The following is a 15181-nucleotide window of genomic DNA, read 5'->3' as shown; positions in this document are numbered from 1 at the left end:
TTGTTGTATTCAAGATCGGGGTGGAAAACACCGGAAAGGGTTCGGGGGAAAGAGGGAATCGATCGAGAATTTACTCAGCACTGCGTCTGCGAACAGTTCTACAATACTAAGAGATATTAAATCCCTTTGAGTTAAACTTCGATCGCCCTATGGCTCCTGCCGTCCTTATCGAAAACCTGCAAAAGCGCTACGGTTCCGTGGTCGCTGTCCAAAACGTTTCCTTCCAAATCGAACCGGGAGAAATTTTTGGCTTGCTCGGCCCCAACGGTGCGGGGAAAACCACCACCATTCGCTGCCTGTGTACCCTCAGTTCTCCCGATGGGGGGCGGCTGGAAGTCTCGGGAATCTCCGTTGTGGATAATCCTCGGGCAGTGCGGCGACGGCTGGGGTACGTGGCGCAGGAAGTGGCGCTCGATAAAGTGCTGACGGGACGGGAACTGCTCCAGCTTCAGGGGGCATTGTACCACCTGCCCAAAGCTGCGATCGGCGATCGAATCGAGAAAATGTTGGATTTGCTGGATTTAGGAGAATATGCCGATCGCAAAACGGGAACCTACTCCGGTGGATTGCGGAAGCGATTGGACTTAGCGGCAGGGTTGCTGCACCAACCAGACGTTTTGGTACTCGACGAACCCACCGTGGGACTCGATATCGAAACTCGGATCGCCGTGTGGGATTTCCTGCGCCAACTGCGCGAAGAAGGGACGACGATCCTGATTACCAGTCATTATCTCGAAGAAATCGATGCTCTGGCCGATCGGGTGGGGATTATCGACAACGGCAACACCATTGATGTGGGAACGCCGTCCCAGTTGAAAGATAAAGTGGGGGGCGATCGGATCACCCTGCGGATTCGGGAGTTTTCCCCCCCAGAGGAAGCGGCTAAAGCCAAAGATTTGTTGCTAAATCTGCCTTTCGTCAAAGAGGCGATCGTCAATCCCGCTCAAGGCAACTCCCTGAATTTGGTGGTGACGGCGGAAAATAACACCTTGCTTACCATCCAAGAGAAGTTGCGGGATGCAGACTTGCCCACCTTCAGCATTGCCCAATCCCGCCCCAGCCTCGATGACGTGTATCTCGCCGCCACCGGGAAAACCCTAATGGATGCGGAACTTGCAGCAGCAGGGACGCGGGATTTGAAGAAAGAGAAGAAACAGCAGATGTCAGCGAAATGATTTGCACGGGGGGCATCATTGTAGGGGCGCGCCTGCCGTATAGCCTTTCAGGGATGGCTTCGCTAACGCCCCTACCCGGTTAATTTTCTCTACCGTTAGACGATTTACCGAAAAGAGGAATGGAAGGGATACGCACCGTATCCATAGATATCCCCATCTTCTAACGCCACGCTCATATTGGTTAGCGTTGCCAGGTGAACCGGTTGTGCTACCCCAATTCCGTCGGCATCGAACATCACCTGCTGCGTGCCGCCACTGAGGGGTGTCGCGTATACCGTCGCTTGGTTTGTCGATGCTGCGTTCGTATTGAATTCGATCGTTGGATTACCGAAGTTTTCCGAGCTAAACTGGATTTTATCCTCTTGGCTGGAGCTGAAATCGGTGATAGTATCGCCCCCTTCGCTGGGGTTGTCATAGGCAAAGATATCTAAATGGTTGCCACCGGTTAGAACATCCGTTCCCGCACCACCAGAGATGATATCCTCACCATCACCACCATCGATAGTTTGAGCTTCTGCTTTACCGATGATGCGATCGTTTCCTCGGGTTCCAAAGAGTTCTCCCACATCGTTTCTCGAAAGTAGGCTTGCTTCACCATCACCGCCAATAAGATCGGAACTCAGACGAATAATTCCTGGTGTCGCCAGGGCATCTGGTGTATTGAAATTGCCCAAAGTAATCATGCCATCGCGGGTTACAATTTCGAGATCGATATCGGTATACCGCACGTCGAGAATTCCACCATGATGAGGTTCGGAACCTTCGTGAGCTTCGATGTACAAAACCTCAGAGTAAAAATAAGGATCGAACGAAGGTCCAGAATTAAACTCGAATAAAGGATTCGCTCTAAAATTTGGAATTGTGGCAGTCGTCTCCAGATCTCCAATATTGAAAACACCCGAACTTTGGAACTGAACCGATCCAGAACCCCCGATACCATCAAATCCATCGGAGAGAAACACGGTCATACCATTTTGTATGTAAATGTCGCTATTAACGGTTAAATCTCCACCGGCTTCTACAATTAAGTTGCCGTGTAATGTGAAATCATTGGATAATGTAGCTTGATTTGTAAACTTAGCTGTCGTTTTTAGTTCTTGAGGTAGTTGAGGATTCAAACCGGTAAATGTAGTAACTTCTGCCTGCCATGCATTACCGTGCCAGGTATTATCGATGAGGTCACCACCAATCGTAATTCCATCGGTGAAATAGAAAGAAGGAGAGGAGTAGCCGAAGTTCGACTGAACACTTCCACCATTCGTAATGGTGACATTCCCATTGATGTAGGTTTCGCTGCTAAAAGCCGTAGAACTCTCAATTTCTACATTTTGAAAGTGAGATTGACCGGGGTTAGGTCCAGGGTTTTCCAGTTTGGGAAAGTAGGAATCATCATGAAAAACAACCGTATGCGTTCCAGATGCCTCGAAAAACTCCAAATGGGAAAATGCCCAATCGGGATCTAACTTCAAAAAGCCGGCAGTGAGCTGACTGATTTCTGGCTTGTCAAGCTCGAACTCTCCGAAGACCTCTAACACATCATCGGGATCGTCCATGACCAGACCCGCGTTGTAATGAGTTCGGAAGTTGTCAACCGAGACTTCATTACCACCCAAACGCAAGATTGGCTCTATGCGATCGTAATTCTCATCGACAAGACCGCGCTCGCTCACAATCAAATCGCCATCTAGAGTAAAACTACTCTCAAAGGTAGTATCGCCAATCACTTCAATCTGAGTCTCCAGATGCTCTGGAAAACTGACATTTCCACCCGGAACTACAGTTTCAAGAATTTGCCAAGCATCACTAGCTAGCTCGGGATAGGGAGAGGTTAAATTGACTAAGCTGCCACGGAGAAATACTCGCGAGCCATACACCGATCCATTCCTTAGTGTTAACGTGTCGCTGATAACAACATTACCAAGAGTGATACCAGCCGGATTATCGATTTCTAAGTTGTGGAAAGTTGGCAACTCATCAATATCTTCAAAGGAGCTTAGATACGATTGAAGATGTTTGTATTCTGAACCTTTGAGAACAACTTCGTGAGTTCCAGAAGCCTGTAGAGATATATCATAGTCATCGTCGAAATCTGAAGTGAATACATTGATAACACCTGCTGTTAAACGAATGTCAGCAGGGTAGAACGGATCTTGACGTTCCATGGAGAAGCTACCAGCGTTGAGAATATCGTTGGTATCATTCATCACCAGGTTTTCTGGTAAACCCGCATCAACATGACCCAGGACGGTCACTTCTTGTCCATTGATATCAAATACAGGTCGTCCATACCAGTTATATCCTTTGGTATCTAAAGTCAGGTCACCATTAATAGTGGTTTCCCCAATCACTCTGACATTGGCAGTTTCTGAGGGTTCAGTCGGATGAACTAATACACTTGGTAGTATTCCCTGTATTGTGACATCGTTTCCTTCAACGAAAATACCTGCATCGTAATTGTATTCGCTGGCGAGAATCGATCCGTACGCATCAATATTACCGAAGGTTATCAGAACAAAGTCAGCAACATTTATATTGGCTCCCTCTTCAACTAACACATTTCTTACGATTGCATCTCTTGTAAGAACGGGTTGATGAATTGCCGAAGCGGGAATCAAGACATCCTGATTCTCAGTGGGAACTATTCCAAATTCCCAGTTTTTTGGATTCGACCAGTTGGTTGGATCGGTTGGATCGCCTCCAATCCAGCGAATTTCCGAGGGGATGACAGTAATCTCGATCGAGCCAGTATTGCTATCTATCCCATCACTCACGGTGTAAGTCACCCGATCGATTCCGGTAAACTCTGCATTCGGCGTATACGTCACCGTCGTACCATCTGTCGTCACCGTACCGTTGCTGGCACTTTCTTCGTCCACTGTCACCGTCAGCGCATCCCCATCGGGATCGGTATCGTTATTGAGGACGGAAATCTCGATCGCCGTGTTGAATTCGGCGGTGGCAATATCATCCCTCACAGTGGGAGGTTGGTTTTCGGGAACTGGATCGGGTGGCGGATCGGCCGGTGGCGGTGTGTCGGGAACCGGATCGGGAGTATTGTTCGTGGGTGGGGTTTCCGGTTCGGGATCGAGGTTTTCTGTCGGCGCTTCCGGTTCTAGCGTGGTATCTGGATTCTCCGTTGGCGTTCCCGGTTCCGGTTCGGGTTCGGTTACAGGGATATCCGGTGTATCCTCGTTCTCTTCCGGGGTTTCCGTCGCTGGCGGTGCGATCGGGTCTGGAGTCGGTTCGGGGTTAGACGACTGGAAATTCTGCGGGGTTAAAGTGGCACTATCCACTCCTGGCAATACCAGTAAAGCCTTACCCGATCGCCCGTCGCGAACCACTGTCCCCCCAGAACCATCCGGCTCGAAAACCAACTCTGCAAAGGTCGTCCCGTCGGGAAGTCGAACGGCATCTTCGCTAGGCTGAAAGTCGGTAATCGTATCGAGTGCGGCCCGGCTGCTTTCTTCGAGGACGATGACATCGCGACCGTCACCCCCAGTTATCGTATCGGCTCCAACATCACCGTAAATCGTGTCGTCGCCTTTATCGCCTTCAAGATGGTCGTTTCCCTTACCGCCAAAAATGGCATCATTTCCTTGGCCACCGAATAGAACGTCGTTACCGGAATTTCCAAATAAGGAATCGTTGCCAATTCCACCAAAAACCAAGTCGTTTCCGCCACCTCCGAGAACGACATCATTACCATCGTTCCCCAAAATAACATCATCACCTTGGTTTCCCGAGAGTTCGTCGTCGTCTTTGCCGCCTTCTAGCGTATCGTTACTCTTACCGCCGTATAGACTGTCTCTACCTGCATTGCCAAAAAGAACGTCGTCGTCATCGTTACCCCAAATTAGATCGTCGCCATCCAAACCGATAACGGTATCGAGTCCGTGACGACCCATTAATGTATCGCGATCGAGACTACCAACGAGAAAGTTGTTAGTCGCATCACCTCGTAAATTTAAACCCGGCATAGTTCTGACCCAAATTCGATCGATATTTCAAGTCACGTACTGGTAAAACATTGCTAAAGTTGCCAAATAGTTTTTTAGAAAAAGCTGAAACTTAAAAATATTAACAAACTTTTCTAAATTCCTATCTTTACAAATTTAAATTTGTCTACCTAGTACGAGAACCTATTATCGATCGACATCATCCTAATGCTTTTGACGATCCGAACTTCCGTGCGGCTATTGAGACAACAGGTCGTCAGAAGCTTATCCTAGCAGGCTGTACCTTTGATTATTGCTGTGCTTTACCTGCTCTCAATCTATCAGCAGAAGGCTATGACGTATACGCTGTTGTTGATGCTTCGAGAAAAGGAAGAGAGTGTCTAGCGCTTCTCAATTACATGAGAGATGAGTCGCAAGAGGTAATCTTTTGCTTTTAATATCTCCAGTTTGAGATTTCCCACTTCACGCGCATGAGAACCGCTATTTACAAGGTATTCAAAAAATAGAAAGCTTCACAAAAATAAAGCAGTCTTACTGACGATCGATTTTCACAAAAAGTTAGCTCCAATTCTAAAACGTATTTCCTGAAAATTGGCTCAGTTTTCGAGCATCTTCTGTTAGGACTTCCTTTAACGATTCATAAGTCGATTGGCTCAAAATCGGCTTAGAAATTTTGTTATCTACTAATTCCGGCTTCATCAGAGAAACAGCTTTCGCAAAGACTCTTCCTCCTGGTAACTTCGAGAGTTTCAATCTCAAATCTGTCGGCTGTTTTTTCGTTGCTGACTCGTGAGCGGTTTGTAAAAATTGCGGATCGGAAAATTGTTCATCGATATTGAGAAACTTGAATATCTTTTGCAATGTATGAATGCGATCGCGATATAAATCCTCTTGAGGAATAATCAGGATACTCGATGCTGGATAATATTCTAAATAGCGTTCGAGTTGCATAAAATACAAACTGGTATTGATGTAGTTATTGTCTCGAACATCCGCCAGCGCCTCATCAATACTTCGCTTTTCCAAACCGCGTGCCACTCGATGAACGTAATGAGAGATAATACGCTTAATCGGATCGCGAACCACGTAGATCAGTTTCGCCTCGGGAATCAGGCGATGCATTCGCTCCGGAACGCCCTCAAATAAATGGCATTTGGTATAATTTGGAGAAGATTCGCCGCGAATCTCCGTCGGCACTTTAAAATTCGATTTGTACCAATCTTTCCCTTTTTGCCAATTGAACTTCTCCACAAAAAAGTCGAGTTCTTTCAACTGCGACATCGAAATTTGCGGGTGTAGCGAGAGGTAATCGTGCAAACTGGTTGTCCCGCATTTCATCGCACCGATGACAACAAGATTGGGTAAGTAAGTTTTCGTGGTTTGTAATAGCATCTCAATAACCTGGGTACGTTTTGATCTTGAAAGGCGATTGACCATCGCCTTTCAAACTTTCCAATCCAAACCTCTGAAGGTTTACAGCCGTTTGCACCAATGCAGATGACATTAAAATTCGTGGGTAGGTGGGCTGTTGGAATAACAAGGAGCAATTCGTACTTCCGATGGAAAAACGGCCCAGCCAACCCTATACTTTCACATCCAAAAGTCCGATCTTCTAACTCAGATCCAATGGGGATAAATCCGCAATATAAACCCGGCGCGTACCATCGGGACAGGCATTAAACGCAATCCGTCGAAATTGTCGATCCCACGCCGGATGGGGATCGACGCGCAACTGTCCTTTCGGGCCGCGATAGGGCGGAGTCGTGCGAATGCGCACCAAGGTTCGTTCTTCCCCCGACTCCACGTTAACCCAGCGAATGGGGGTCGTCCCGTCGCCAAAAGATACCGATTCGTGAGGGTAGGCATCCGTCAAAATACACGTGCCGTTGGGATGCAATGTCGGGTGCCCGGAACCGGAAATTGCCCGCGTCACGGCTCGATATTGGCTGCCGTCATATCGAACTTTAATAAACCGCAACCCCTGACGGTACATATTCAAATTCATGATGATGGTTTCCCCGTCAGGACACCAATTGGGGTGATGGCCGCCTTTGCCCCATTCCGAGTTGGGAATTGCCAAACGGATATCGGAACCATCGGCTTTCATCGTCACCAAGTTCAGTTTCAGCTTGTGCTTTTTGCGCAAGCGTCGCAGCAGGGGAATCGGTTTGAGGAAGTTGAAAGAAAAAGCTTTGCGAGGCAGCCACCGCAAGACGAACATCAATCGATCGCCTTGGGGATTCCATTTAACGTGAAACCCGTAGAAATCGCCCTTTTGATATTCCGCCAGATCCAATTGCGGGGCGATCGCATCCACCACGTCCCGAATCGAAACCAACAGCTTGCACTTGCCAGTTTCGGTGTTGGTGAGATAGATACCATCGTTATCCGATGCGCCGCGATTGATGGGAACCTCGGAGGGGGGAACGATAACGCCGTACCCGGCCTGAGTCGCCCCGATGCGCGATAAGCAGGGACTCACCGCCTGTTTGCCATCCGGGGAAATCATATACACCGTACCATCGAGGAGTTGACGATCGCCCGAAAAGGGATCGAGTTTCACTCCAAACGCCCGCCAGGTTCGCACGTCAACATCGTTATAAAAAAGCTGGGTGTCGTCGGTTCCCCACTGAACCTGCGCCCCGAGTTGGGTATCCCATCCCCGCGTTTCGGCAACGATGCGAGATTCCCCCGTCTCCAAATCCACCAAAATCACCTCAGCTTTGTCCCCCGCTTGGGGCAAGCGATCCTCAAAAGGAAAGCGCGTCACCGCCAAATATCGTCCCGACGGACTGAAGGGAGAGGTATCGAAGAAACGATGGATAACACCATCCAAATTGGGCGTGGCGCACCAAACTCGAACGGCAGGATCGAATTGGGTATAGCGAGGAAAATGCTGGGTAAGAGTCTGAGTCATAGGAAATCAGTTCGATACAAAAGGGCAGTAAATCTCGACATTGCGATCGCCTCAAATCACTGAAGAAAACTAAAAACGATCGACTCACAACGATGAACGGAATGTCCCTAATTTTGGACGAGTCCGTCATGTATCCGATGAGATCCGTATAAATAACAAATAACTGAAGATGGTGGATGATGCCCCTACGCTCGCGCGCTGTCGCGGTATCTCTTGGGTCGTCACCCACTGTTATAGCATCGCCGAATCGATGGGTAGGCGATCGATGGTCTCTAACATATTCTCCTAAAACGACAACGATCGCGATCGCAGCCTCGAAAAAACCAGCAGCAATAATGGGAGTAGAGCAGCGACCCGCTCGGCAGACGACATTTGACTAGCCACCCATACCGCATTCATTTGCGGACTACCCCAACTCTGGGGCGTTAACGATCCCTTGACACTTTCATCGTCTAGTCAAACACCATCGTCTGCCCAGATGCCGATAACCGCTCTGTCGCGGCTCGATCGAGCACTTCCCATTTCCAGCCCCTGTCTCGATTTCAAAATTCTGGGAAGAAGCTCGGTGTCTAACGATATCGGGGTGAGTGCCACTATCAAATTATCTGCTCGGTATCGCCCATGAGTCTCAAACAAAAAGCTGTTAAAGGAGTCGTTTGGTCCGTCATCCAGAAGCTGGGCGGACAAACGATTTCTTTTCTTGTGTTCTTTCTCCTCGCCCGCTTGCTCGACCCTACAGACTTTGGTTTGGTCGCCATGGCAAGCGTTTATCTGGCATTCTTACAAGTTTTCGTCGATCAAGGATTTGCCGAAGCGATCGTCCAACGCAAAAACCTAGAACGCGAGCATCTCGATACCGCCTTCTGGATTAGTGTTGGCAGCAGTGCGATCCTCATGGGTTTGACCATGGTCATTGCCGGCCCCATCGCCCACAAGTTCAAATCTCCCGGACTCACCTCAGAACTGACATTAGTCATTCGCTGGCTGTCTGTGGGCTTCGTGTTTTCTGCCCTCAATAGCGTTCAGCAAGCCTTATTTCGCCGCAACCTAGCCTTCAAATCCCTCGCCATGCGATCGCTTCTGGCTACCCTTGTGGGGGGAACTGTCGGCGTGACGATGGCAATTTCCGGCTTTGGCGTGTGGAGTTTGGTCGGCCAGCAAATCGTCAACGGCACCGTGGGCATTATCGTTCTGTGGAAAGCGAGCGATTGGCGACCGGGTTTTCGAGTTTCTGCGAGCCATTTCAAAGACCTATTCGGTTTCAGTGCCAGCATTTTAGGATTCAACGTCCTCAACTTTTTCAATCGTCGAGCCGACGACTTCTTAATTGGCTACTTCCTCGGGCCCGCAGCACTGGGTTACTACACCGTCGCCTATCGCATTCTGCTGATGGTCACCGATCTGATGAGAACCCTCTCCAAGGTGGCACTGCCAGCGTTCGCGCAACTCCAGGAAGAACCGGAACGGTTGCGGCGAGCTTATTACAAAGCCATCCAGCTCACGAGCTTAATCGCGATACCGACCTTCTGCGGACTCGCAGCACTCGCCCCGGAACTCCTACCGAGTTTGTTCGGCACTCAGTGGACTGACAGCATCCGCATCATGCAAATTCTCGCCTTTATCGGCATCGTCCACGCCCTGAACAATATCAGCGTCAATACCATTAAGGCCATGGGCAAGCCGGACTGGATTTTGAAAGTGAACGTTGTCAACGCCGTTCTCAACGTCACCGCTTTCGTCATCGTCGTCAAATACGGGGTTTGGGCCGTGGCTACCGCCTACGTCATTCGCGGTTATCTCATTCCGCTACCCACATTTATTTTGATGGCACGCAAGCTCATCAATACTAAAATCTCGACTTACCTGCGTCAGTGTCGGACACCAATTTTGGGTTCGATGGCAACGGTGGCGGTGATGCTGGGGGCGAAGTCGGTACTCGAAGCTTGGCTGGATATTTATGGATTGCTCGTCGTCTGTGGTGTTCTCGGTGCGGTGACTTACATCGGGTTCATTTGGCTGGCCGAACCCCCGCTATTTCCACAACTGGTGGGATTGGTGAAGTTGGCGACATCGAAGAAGAAAAAGAAACTCGACCCCCAAGGTTTATCGTGAGGAGGACATTAAGAATGGATCGCAATATTCAAGGGCGTATTTTTTTGGTGGGATGTCCTCGTTCGGGGACGACGCTTTTGCAAAGTTTGTTGGCTGCTCACCCGCAAATTGCCTCGTTTCCAGAATCTCATTTTTTTACCAGTTTGGAACCGTCGAAGGCTTGGATTCGCCAACTGGAGTTGGGTTTAGCGTCCGGTAAGCGGGCGAAATCTCGGTTCTTGGAGTTTTTGAAGATTTTGAATCAAGAGCAGATGCAGTCTTATCTGCCAGGATTTGCCCCGTTTATGCAGCAATACACCGCTGCATTCGTTCGAGTACTCGATACCCTGACTCTCGAACAGGGCAAAAGTTGGTGGTTGGAGAAAACCCCCGGACATCTCCAATGCATCGATTTAATCGAGAAGCAGGTTCCGGAGGCGCAATTCTTGCATATCGTTCGCAATGGGACGGATGTGGTGGCGTCGATTTACGATGTGGCAAACCACCATCACTCTGAAGGTTGGCTCGAACCGGGAAATCTGGATAAATGTATCGATCGCTGGATCGCATCAATGGAAATTACCCAGCAATACGCAGCCCGGCCCCATCATACCGTGGTGCGATACGAAGCACTGGTGGAAAATTCTCAAGAGGTATTGAAAGATTTGTGCGAGGCGATCGAAATTGAATTCGATCCGATGATGCTTCAAGGATATCGCGCTGCGGCAAAACAAGTGGTACGTCAAGACGAAACCTGGAAAGCTTCTGCCGAGCAACCTATCCACAACGCTAACGGCAAAAAGTTCTATAAGGTGTTCGATGAAGCTCAACGAGAACACATTCTAGCCAAACTATCTCAAGTCGATCTCGATCGATTGTGTGTGGCACGAGCGGGTTAAACCCCGGTAAGTAAGGACGTGTAGGGTCGTCAGTTTGTCAGTTGGAGCTTAGGAACTCGTGCTCGTCATCCAATTATCGACTCCGCCTATTTGAGTTCTTCGAGAACAATTACATTACAAGAGTGCAATTTCTGCCGATCCAGTTGAAATTGCACTCTTTAATTTTTCTCGAGGCAATTACAGATGCTTTAGCTTCTTGAAAAAATAGTTAGGATTTTTCTTGACGAGTTCGTATCGCTCGGATTCAAGAACTTCAGTAATCACCTGTTTGACTTCCCACTGAGTTCCATCCGCCGAATCATCGAATAAAAGAAATCCCCCAACTTCTAACAATCGATCGACATTATAGAAATCTCGACGAACGAAATCGTATTGGTGGTTGCCGTCAATAAAAGCAAAACTAATCGAACCGCCTAATTGGATCGATCGACCGAATATATCGGTGAGTTGCGAACCATGTATCCACTCAGCAAAAAAGTCATCAGAAAAAAGCTCGATCGCGTAAGGTAAATCTTGTCCGCTAAAAAACTTGACGTTGCGGATAAAGCTTTCCCTGACAAACTCTTTGTAATCGCTGTGTTTGAGATAAGGATGTCCGCCTAAAAAATCTTTTTTCTCTGCTCCCTCAAAATTCCAAGCATCGCTGCAAAATAGTTTGTTTTTGACATTCTTCTTGAGCTTAAAGTAAGAAATAAGATTAGTGGACAAGCCGCAAAAAGATCCAATCTCTATCATTGGAGATGAGCTGGGAAGATGAGAAATTGCATAATTAAAACACCAAAGATTTCCTTTTTCAAACATTCCTGGATTTGCTCGGAATAGCCAGTTGATGAAATTGTCTGAAATAACTTCGATCTGCAATCGATCGATTGCTCGTTTAAAGCCGTCAATCACCTTGCTCATATTTTTGTTTAGGTCAGTTTCCATTTTCTTTGTTTGAGAGTTTGTGTAATGTGACTACTAGAAATCATTTACGAAAATATACTGAATACTCTACATAAAAATTCTTACGTAAGATTTCACGATTGATTTAATGTGAAATGAATAGAAGATAAATCGTTTTTTTATACCCGAATAAAGTTTTTCAAACACCGCACATACTTTTTTTCTAACATATAATAGAGTTGAGGGCTAAAATCAATCGAATATATTTGCACAATTCGTTATATGTATCTACCAAACGGCAATAAGATTGCCTTATAAAAAATATTCGGAACCCAAAAGGAATTAAATATGTCGCAAAACGTAAATCCTTTCGTTTCTGTTATCATTCCAGTTTTTAATGATGTTGAAGCTTTAGAAACCTGTTTGAGATTACTGGAAGAGCAAACATATCCTCGCGAGTCATACGAAGTTATCGCGATCGATAATCATTCGGAAGAGGATATAAAAGCAGTGGTCGATCGCTTCGAGGGAATGGTTTACGGCTACGAATCTTGTCCTGGTTCTTATATTGCTCGCAATCGTGGTATTTCTATGGCTAAAGGTGAAATTATCGCCTTTACCGACTCCGATTGCATTCCGAATCCCGATTGGATCGAGCAAGGTGTTTCTTATTTAACAAAGACTCCCAACTGTGGCTTAGTCGCTGGAGCGATCGAAACCTGTTTCAATAATCCCGATCGACCCACAGCGGTTGAATTATACGATAAAATTCTCGCCTTTCCTCAAAAGAACTATCTAGAGAAAACCCACTTCGGGGTTACAGCAAATCTTTTTACCTTCAAACGGGTTATCGAAGCCGTTGGCGCTTTTGATGAAGCGCTCAAGTCCGGTGGTGACTACGAATGGGGACAGCGGGTTCACAAAGCTGGATACCAACAAGTCTACGGCGAGAATGCCCGCCTCTCGCACCCAGCCCGATCGAGCTTTTCTCAACTGTCAAAGAAAATCGGTCGTGTGGTAAAAGGACAGTACGACTTGCAGGAAAAAGCAGCATATACAAAACAAAAATTTGTTCGAGAAGCTATAAAAGATTTAATTCCTCCGGTTAAGTTTGCTGTTGGTTTGTATCAAAAGAATAAGGAACTCACCCATCTTCAAAAGCTGCAAGTGACCTACATTCGTTTTTTGTTTAAATACAAACGAGCTTGGGAGCGGATGAAGTTACTCTTTGCCATCTAGCCTCAATTTTGTCCCCTATCGAACTATCGAACGATCGTGAAAATTCTCCATTTAAGCCGAGATACCGGAAGTGGGGCAGGACGCGGAGCTTACTGGCTGCATAATGCCCTCACTCAAGCAGGTATCGAGTCCAAAGTTCTAGTTGCCCGAAAGACCATCAACGACCCCGATGTTTTCGGATTAGAAGGTAAATCTAGCAAAATCATCAATAAAGTTCGAGACAAACTCGACAAACTCCCTCTCGCACTTTATCCCGACAAAGAGTCGTATATTTTTTCGCCTGCTTGGATCGCTCAAAACGTTAGCGATCGCATCGAAAATTTGGATCCCGATTTAATCAACCTGCACTGGGTTTGCGGCGGCTTTTTAAAACCCGAAAGCCTGCTCCAATTCAATCGTCCGATGGTTTGGACGTTGCGGGATATGTGGGCTTTTTCTGGCGGCTGCCACTATGCCGGAGACTGCACGAAATACGAACAGTCTTGCGGTGCCTGTCCCCAACTCGGATCGACCCGAGACGACGATTTATCCCGTCAAGTTTGGCAGCGCAAACAAAAAGCGTGGGCGAATTTAGATATTACCTTAGTCGCCATCAGCCATTGGGTGGCCGATTGCGCCAGACGTAGCGAATTATTCAAAGATCGACGCATTGAAGTGATTCACAACGCCCTCGATCCCGCTGTTTATCAACCGAAACCGAAAACCCATTCTCGCACTCAACTCAACTTACCCACCGACAAAAAGCTGGTTTTATATGGGGCGATGAATGGAGTTGGAGACAAGCGCAAAGGGTTTGAATATCTCGCCGCCGCCTTGAAGAAGTTAGGCAGCAGCAATTTAAAAAGCGAGATAGAAGCCGTCGTCATCGGTTCGGCAAAACCCGAAAACGCGCCAGATACAGGTCTGAAAACCCACTATCTCGGACGTATCGACGACAACGACGTTCTGGCCCAAATTTATTCCGCTGCCGATGTCACGGTGGTTCCCTCCATCCAGGAAGGGTTCGGCAAAGTGGCGATCGAATCCCTCGCCTGCGGAACCCCTGTGGTGTCCTTCGATTCCACCGGACTCAAAGATATCGTCGAACATCAACAAAACGGCTATCGCGCCCGATGTTTCAGTGCCGAAGATTTAGCCGAGGGAATTGCGTGGGTGGTGGAAGACGATCGCCGCTGGCAAAAGTTGTCGGTGCGATCTCGCCAGAAAGTCGAAGAAGAATTCACCCTCGAAGTCCACGCGCGCGCCTACCTGAAGCTCTACGAAGAGATTTTACAACCCGCCCAACCCGTCACGGTCTAAAAAACCCTCATTAAACCTCGATCGCGTACCCAAGGATGCAAAAACGATGACGAATTCCGTATATATCATCATTCCCGTTTTCAACCGTAAAGAAACGACCCTCGCCTGTTTGGCAAGATTGCAAACCACCGGAGATCTCCAGCGATATCGCGTCGTCGTCGTCGATGACGGTTCTACCGATGGGACGGCAAAGGCAATCGAGCAACAGTATCCCAATGTCGATATATTGACCGGAGACGGCAACCTGTGGTGGACGGGAGCGATCGCCAAAGGAATGCAGTACGCCTACGACAAAGGCGCGGACTACTGCTTCTGGCTTAACGACGACTGCACCCCCGATGCCGGTGCGCTACCGCGTCTGGTGCAGTTTATGGCCCAAAATCCCGGCACGATCGCCGCCCCCGCCTGCTACAATCCCGAAGCCGACAAAATCGATCGTAACGGCTTCAAAGGTCGGCAGTCCTGCGCCGCTGTTCCCGGCGAACTGGTTTGGGTGGATGGAACCTGCGGCTGGTGCGTCGGTATTCCCCGCGCCGTCATCAGCAAAATCGGCGTTCCCGACGCTCGCAAATTTCCCCAATATTCCGGGGACGACACCTACACCCTACGAGCCACCCGCGCCGGATTCAAAGTGTGTTTAGTCGGAGATGCCCGCGCCACCCTCGCTTCGGGCGTGCGCGTCACCCACAATTTCGAGCATTTCCAGCGATCGGAGCATAC

General features: G+C 48.2%; 11 protein-coding genes. 7 read left to right on the top strand and 4 right to left on the bottom strand.

Going from position 1 to position 15181, the window contains the following annotated elements; genetic code table 11:
- The first annotated feature begins 149 nt into the window (after positions 1 to 149).
- A complete protein-coding gene (locus IQ235_RS04430) occupies positions 150 to 1175 on the top strand; it encodes an ABC transporter ATP-binding protein (RefSeq protein ID WP_264320286.1) in 1026 nt (341 codons plus the stop codon).
- Positions 1176 to 1279: 104 nt separating this feature from the next.
- On the opposite strand, the gene IQ235_RS04425 is transcribed toward IQ235_RS04430, so the two are convergent.
- Complete coding sequence (locus tag IQ235_RS04425) at positions 1280 to 5152, bottom strand: Ig-like domain-containing protein (protein WP_264320285.1); 3873 nt, start codon at positions 5150 to 5152, stop codon at positions 1280 to 1282.
- A 164-nt stretch (positions 5153 to 5316) separates the two neighbouring features.
- On the opposite strand from IQ235_RS04425, the gene IQ235_RS18900 reads away from it, so the two are divergent.
- Complete coding sequence (locus IQ235_RS18900) at positions 5317 to 5568, top strand: isochorismatase family protein (protein WP_405196638.1); 252 nt, start codon at positions 5317 to 5319, stop codon at positions 5566 to 5568.
- 133 nt (positions 5569 to 5701) lie between these two features.
- Here the strand turns inward: IQ235_RS18900 and IQ235_RS04420 are convergent, their stop codons facing one another.
- Both IQ235_RS04420 and IQ235_RS04415 read right to left on the bottom strand, forming a co-directional pair.
- On the bottom strand, positions 5702 to 6523 hold the full coding sequence (locus IQ235_RS04420) for a sulfotransferase family protein (protein WP_264320284.1): 822 nt from the start codon (positions 6521 to 6523) through the stop codon (positions 5702 to 5704).
- A 220-nt stretch (positions 6524 to 6743) separates the two neighbouring features.
- The gene (locus IQ235_RS04415) at positions 6744 to 8048 is read right to left on the bottom strand and encodes a TolB-like translocation protein (protein ID WP_264320283.1); all 1305 of its coding nucleotides are present in this window, start codon (positions 8046 to 8048) and stop codon (positions 6744 to 6746) included.
- A 621-nt stretch (positions 8049 to 8669) separates the two neighbouring features.
- On the opposite strand from IQ235_RS04415, the gene IQ235_RS04410 reads away from it, so the two are divergent.
- Both IQ235_RS04410 and IQ235_RS04405 read left to right on the top strand, forming a co-directional pair.
- Entirely contained in the window at positions 8670 to 10160 is a 1491-nt protein-coding gene (locus tag IQ235_RS04410; protein WP_264320282.1) for a lipopolysaccharide biosynthesis protein, read from the top strand.
- 14 nt (positions 10161 to 10174) lie between these two features.
- On the top strand, positions 10175 to 11038 hold the full coding sequence (locus tag IQ235_RS04405) for a sulfotransferase family protein (RefSeq protein ID WP_264320281.1): 864 nt from the start codon (positions 10175 to 10177) through the stop codon (positions 11036 to 11038).
- Between the two features lie 177 nt (positions 11039 to 11215).
- Here the strand turns inward: IQ235_RS04405 and IQ235_RS04400 are convergent, their stop codons facing one another.
- Positions 11216 to 11773, bottom strand: coding sequence for a class I SAM-dependent methyltransferase (locus IQ235_RS04400; protein ID WP_264320280.1), 558 nt, complete (start codon positions 11771 to 11773; stop codon positions 11216 to 11218).
- 498 nt (positions 11774 to 12271) lie between these two features.
- Here IQ235_RS04400 and IQ235_RS04395 point away from each other — a divergent pair, with 498 nt between their 5' ends.
- From IQ235_RS04395 to IQ235_RS04385, 3 genes are all read left to right on the top strand, one after another.
- Positions 12272 to 13162, top strand: coding sequence for a glycosyltransferase family 2 protein (locus IQ235_RS04395; RefSeq protein WP_264320279.1), 891 nt, complete (start codon positions 12272 to 12274; stop codon positions 13160 to 13162).
- 36 nt (positions 13163 to 13198) lie between these two features.
- Entirely contained in the window at positions 13199 to 14461 is a 1263-nt protein-coding gene (locus IQ235_RS04390) for a glycosyltransferase family 4 protein (RefSeq protein ID WP_264320278.1), read from the top strand.
- A gap of 46 nt (positions 14462 to 14507) precedes the next feature.
- A partial coding sequence (locus IQ235_RS04385; RefSeq protein ID WP_264320277.1) for a glycosyltransferase family 2 protein occupies positions 14508 to 15181 on the top strand: 674 nt, incomplete at its 3' end.

The organism is Zarconia navalis LEGE 11467 (assembly GCF_015207075.1).
Taxonomy (GTDB): domain Bacteria; phylum Cyanobacteriota; class Cyanobacteriia; order Cyanobacteriales; family Geitlerinemataceae; genus Zarconia; species Zarconia navalis.
Note: the sequence above shows the minus strand (reverse complement) of the source record. Positions and strands in the feature narration are given on the sequence as shown.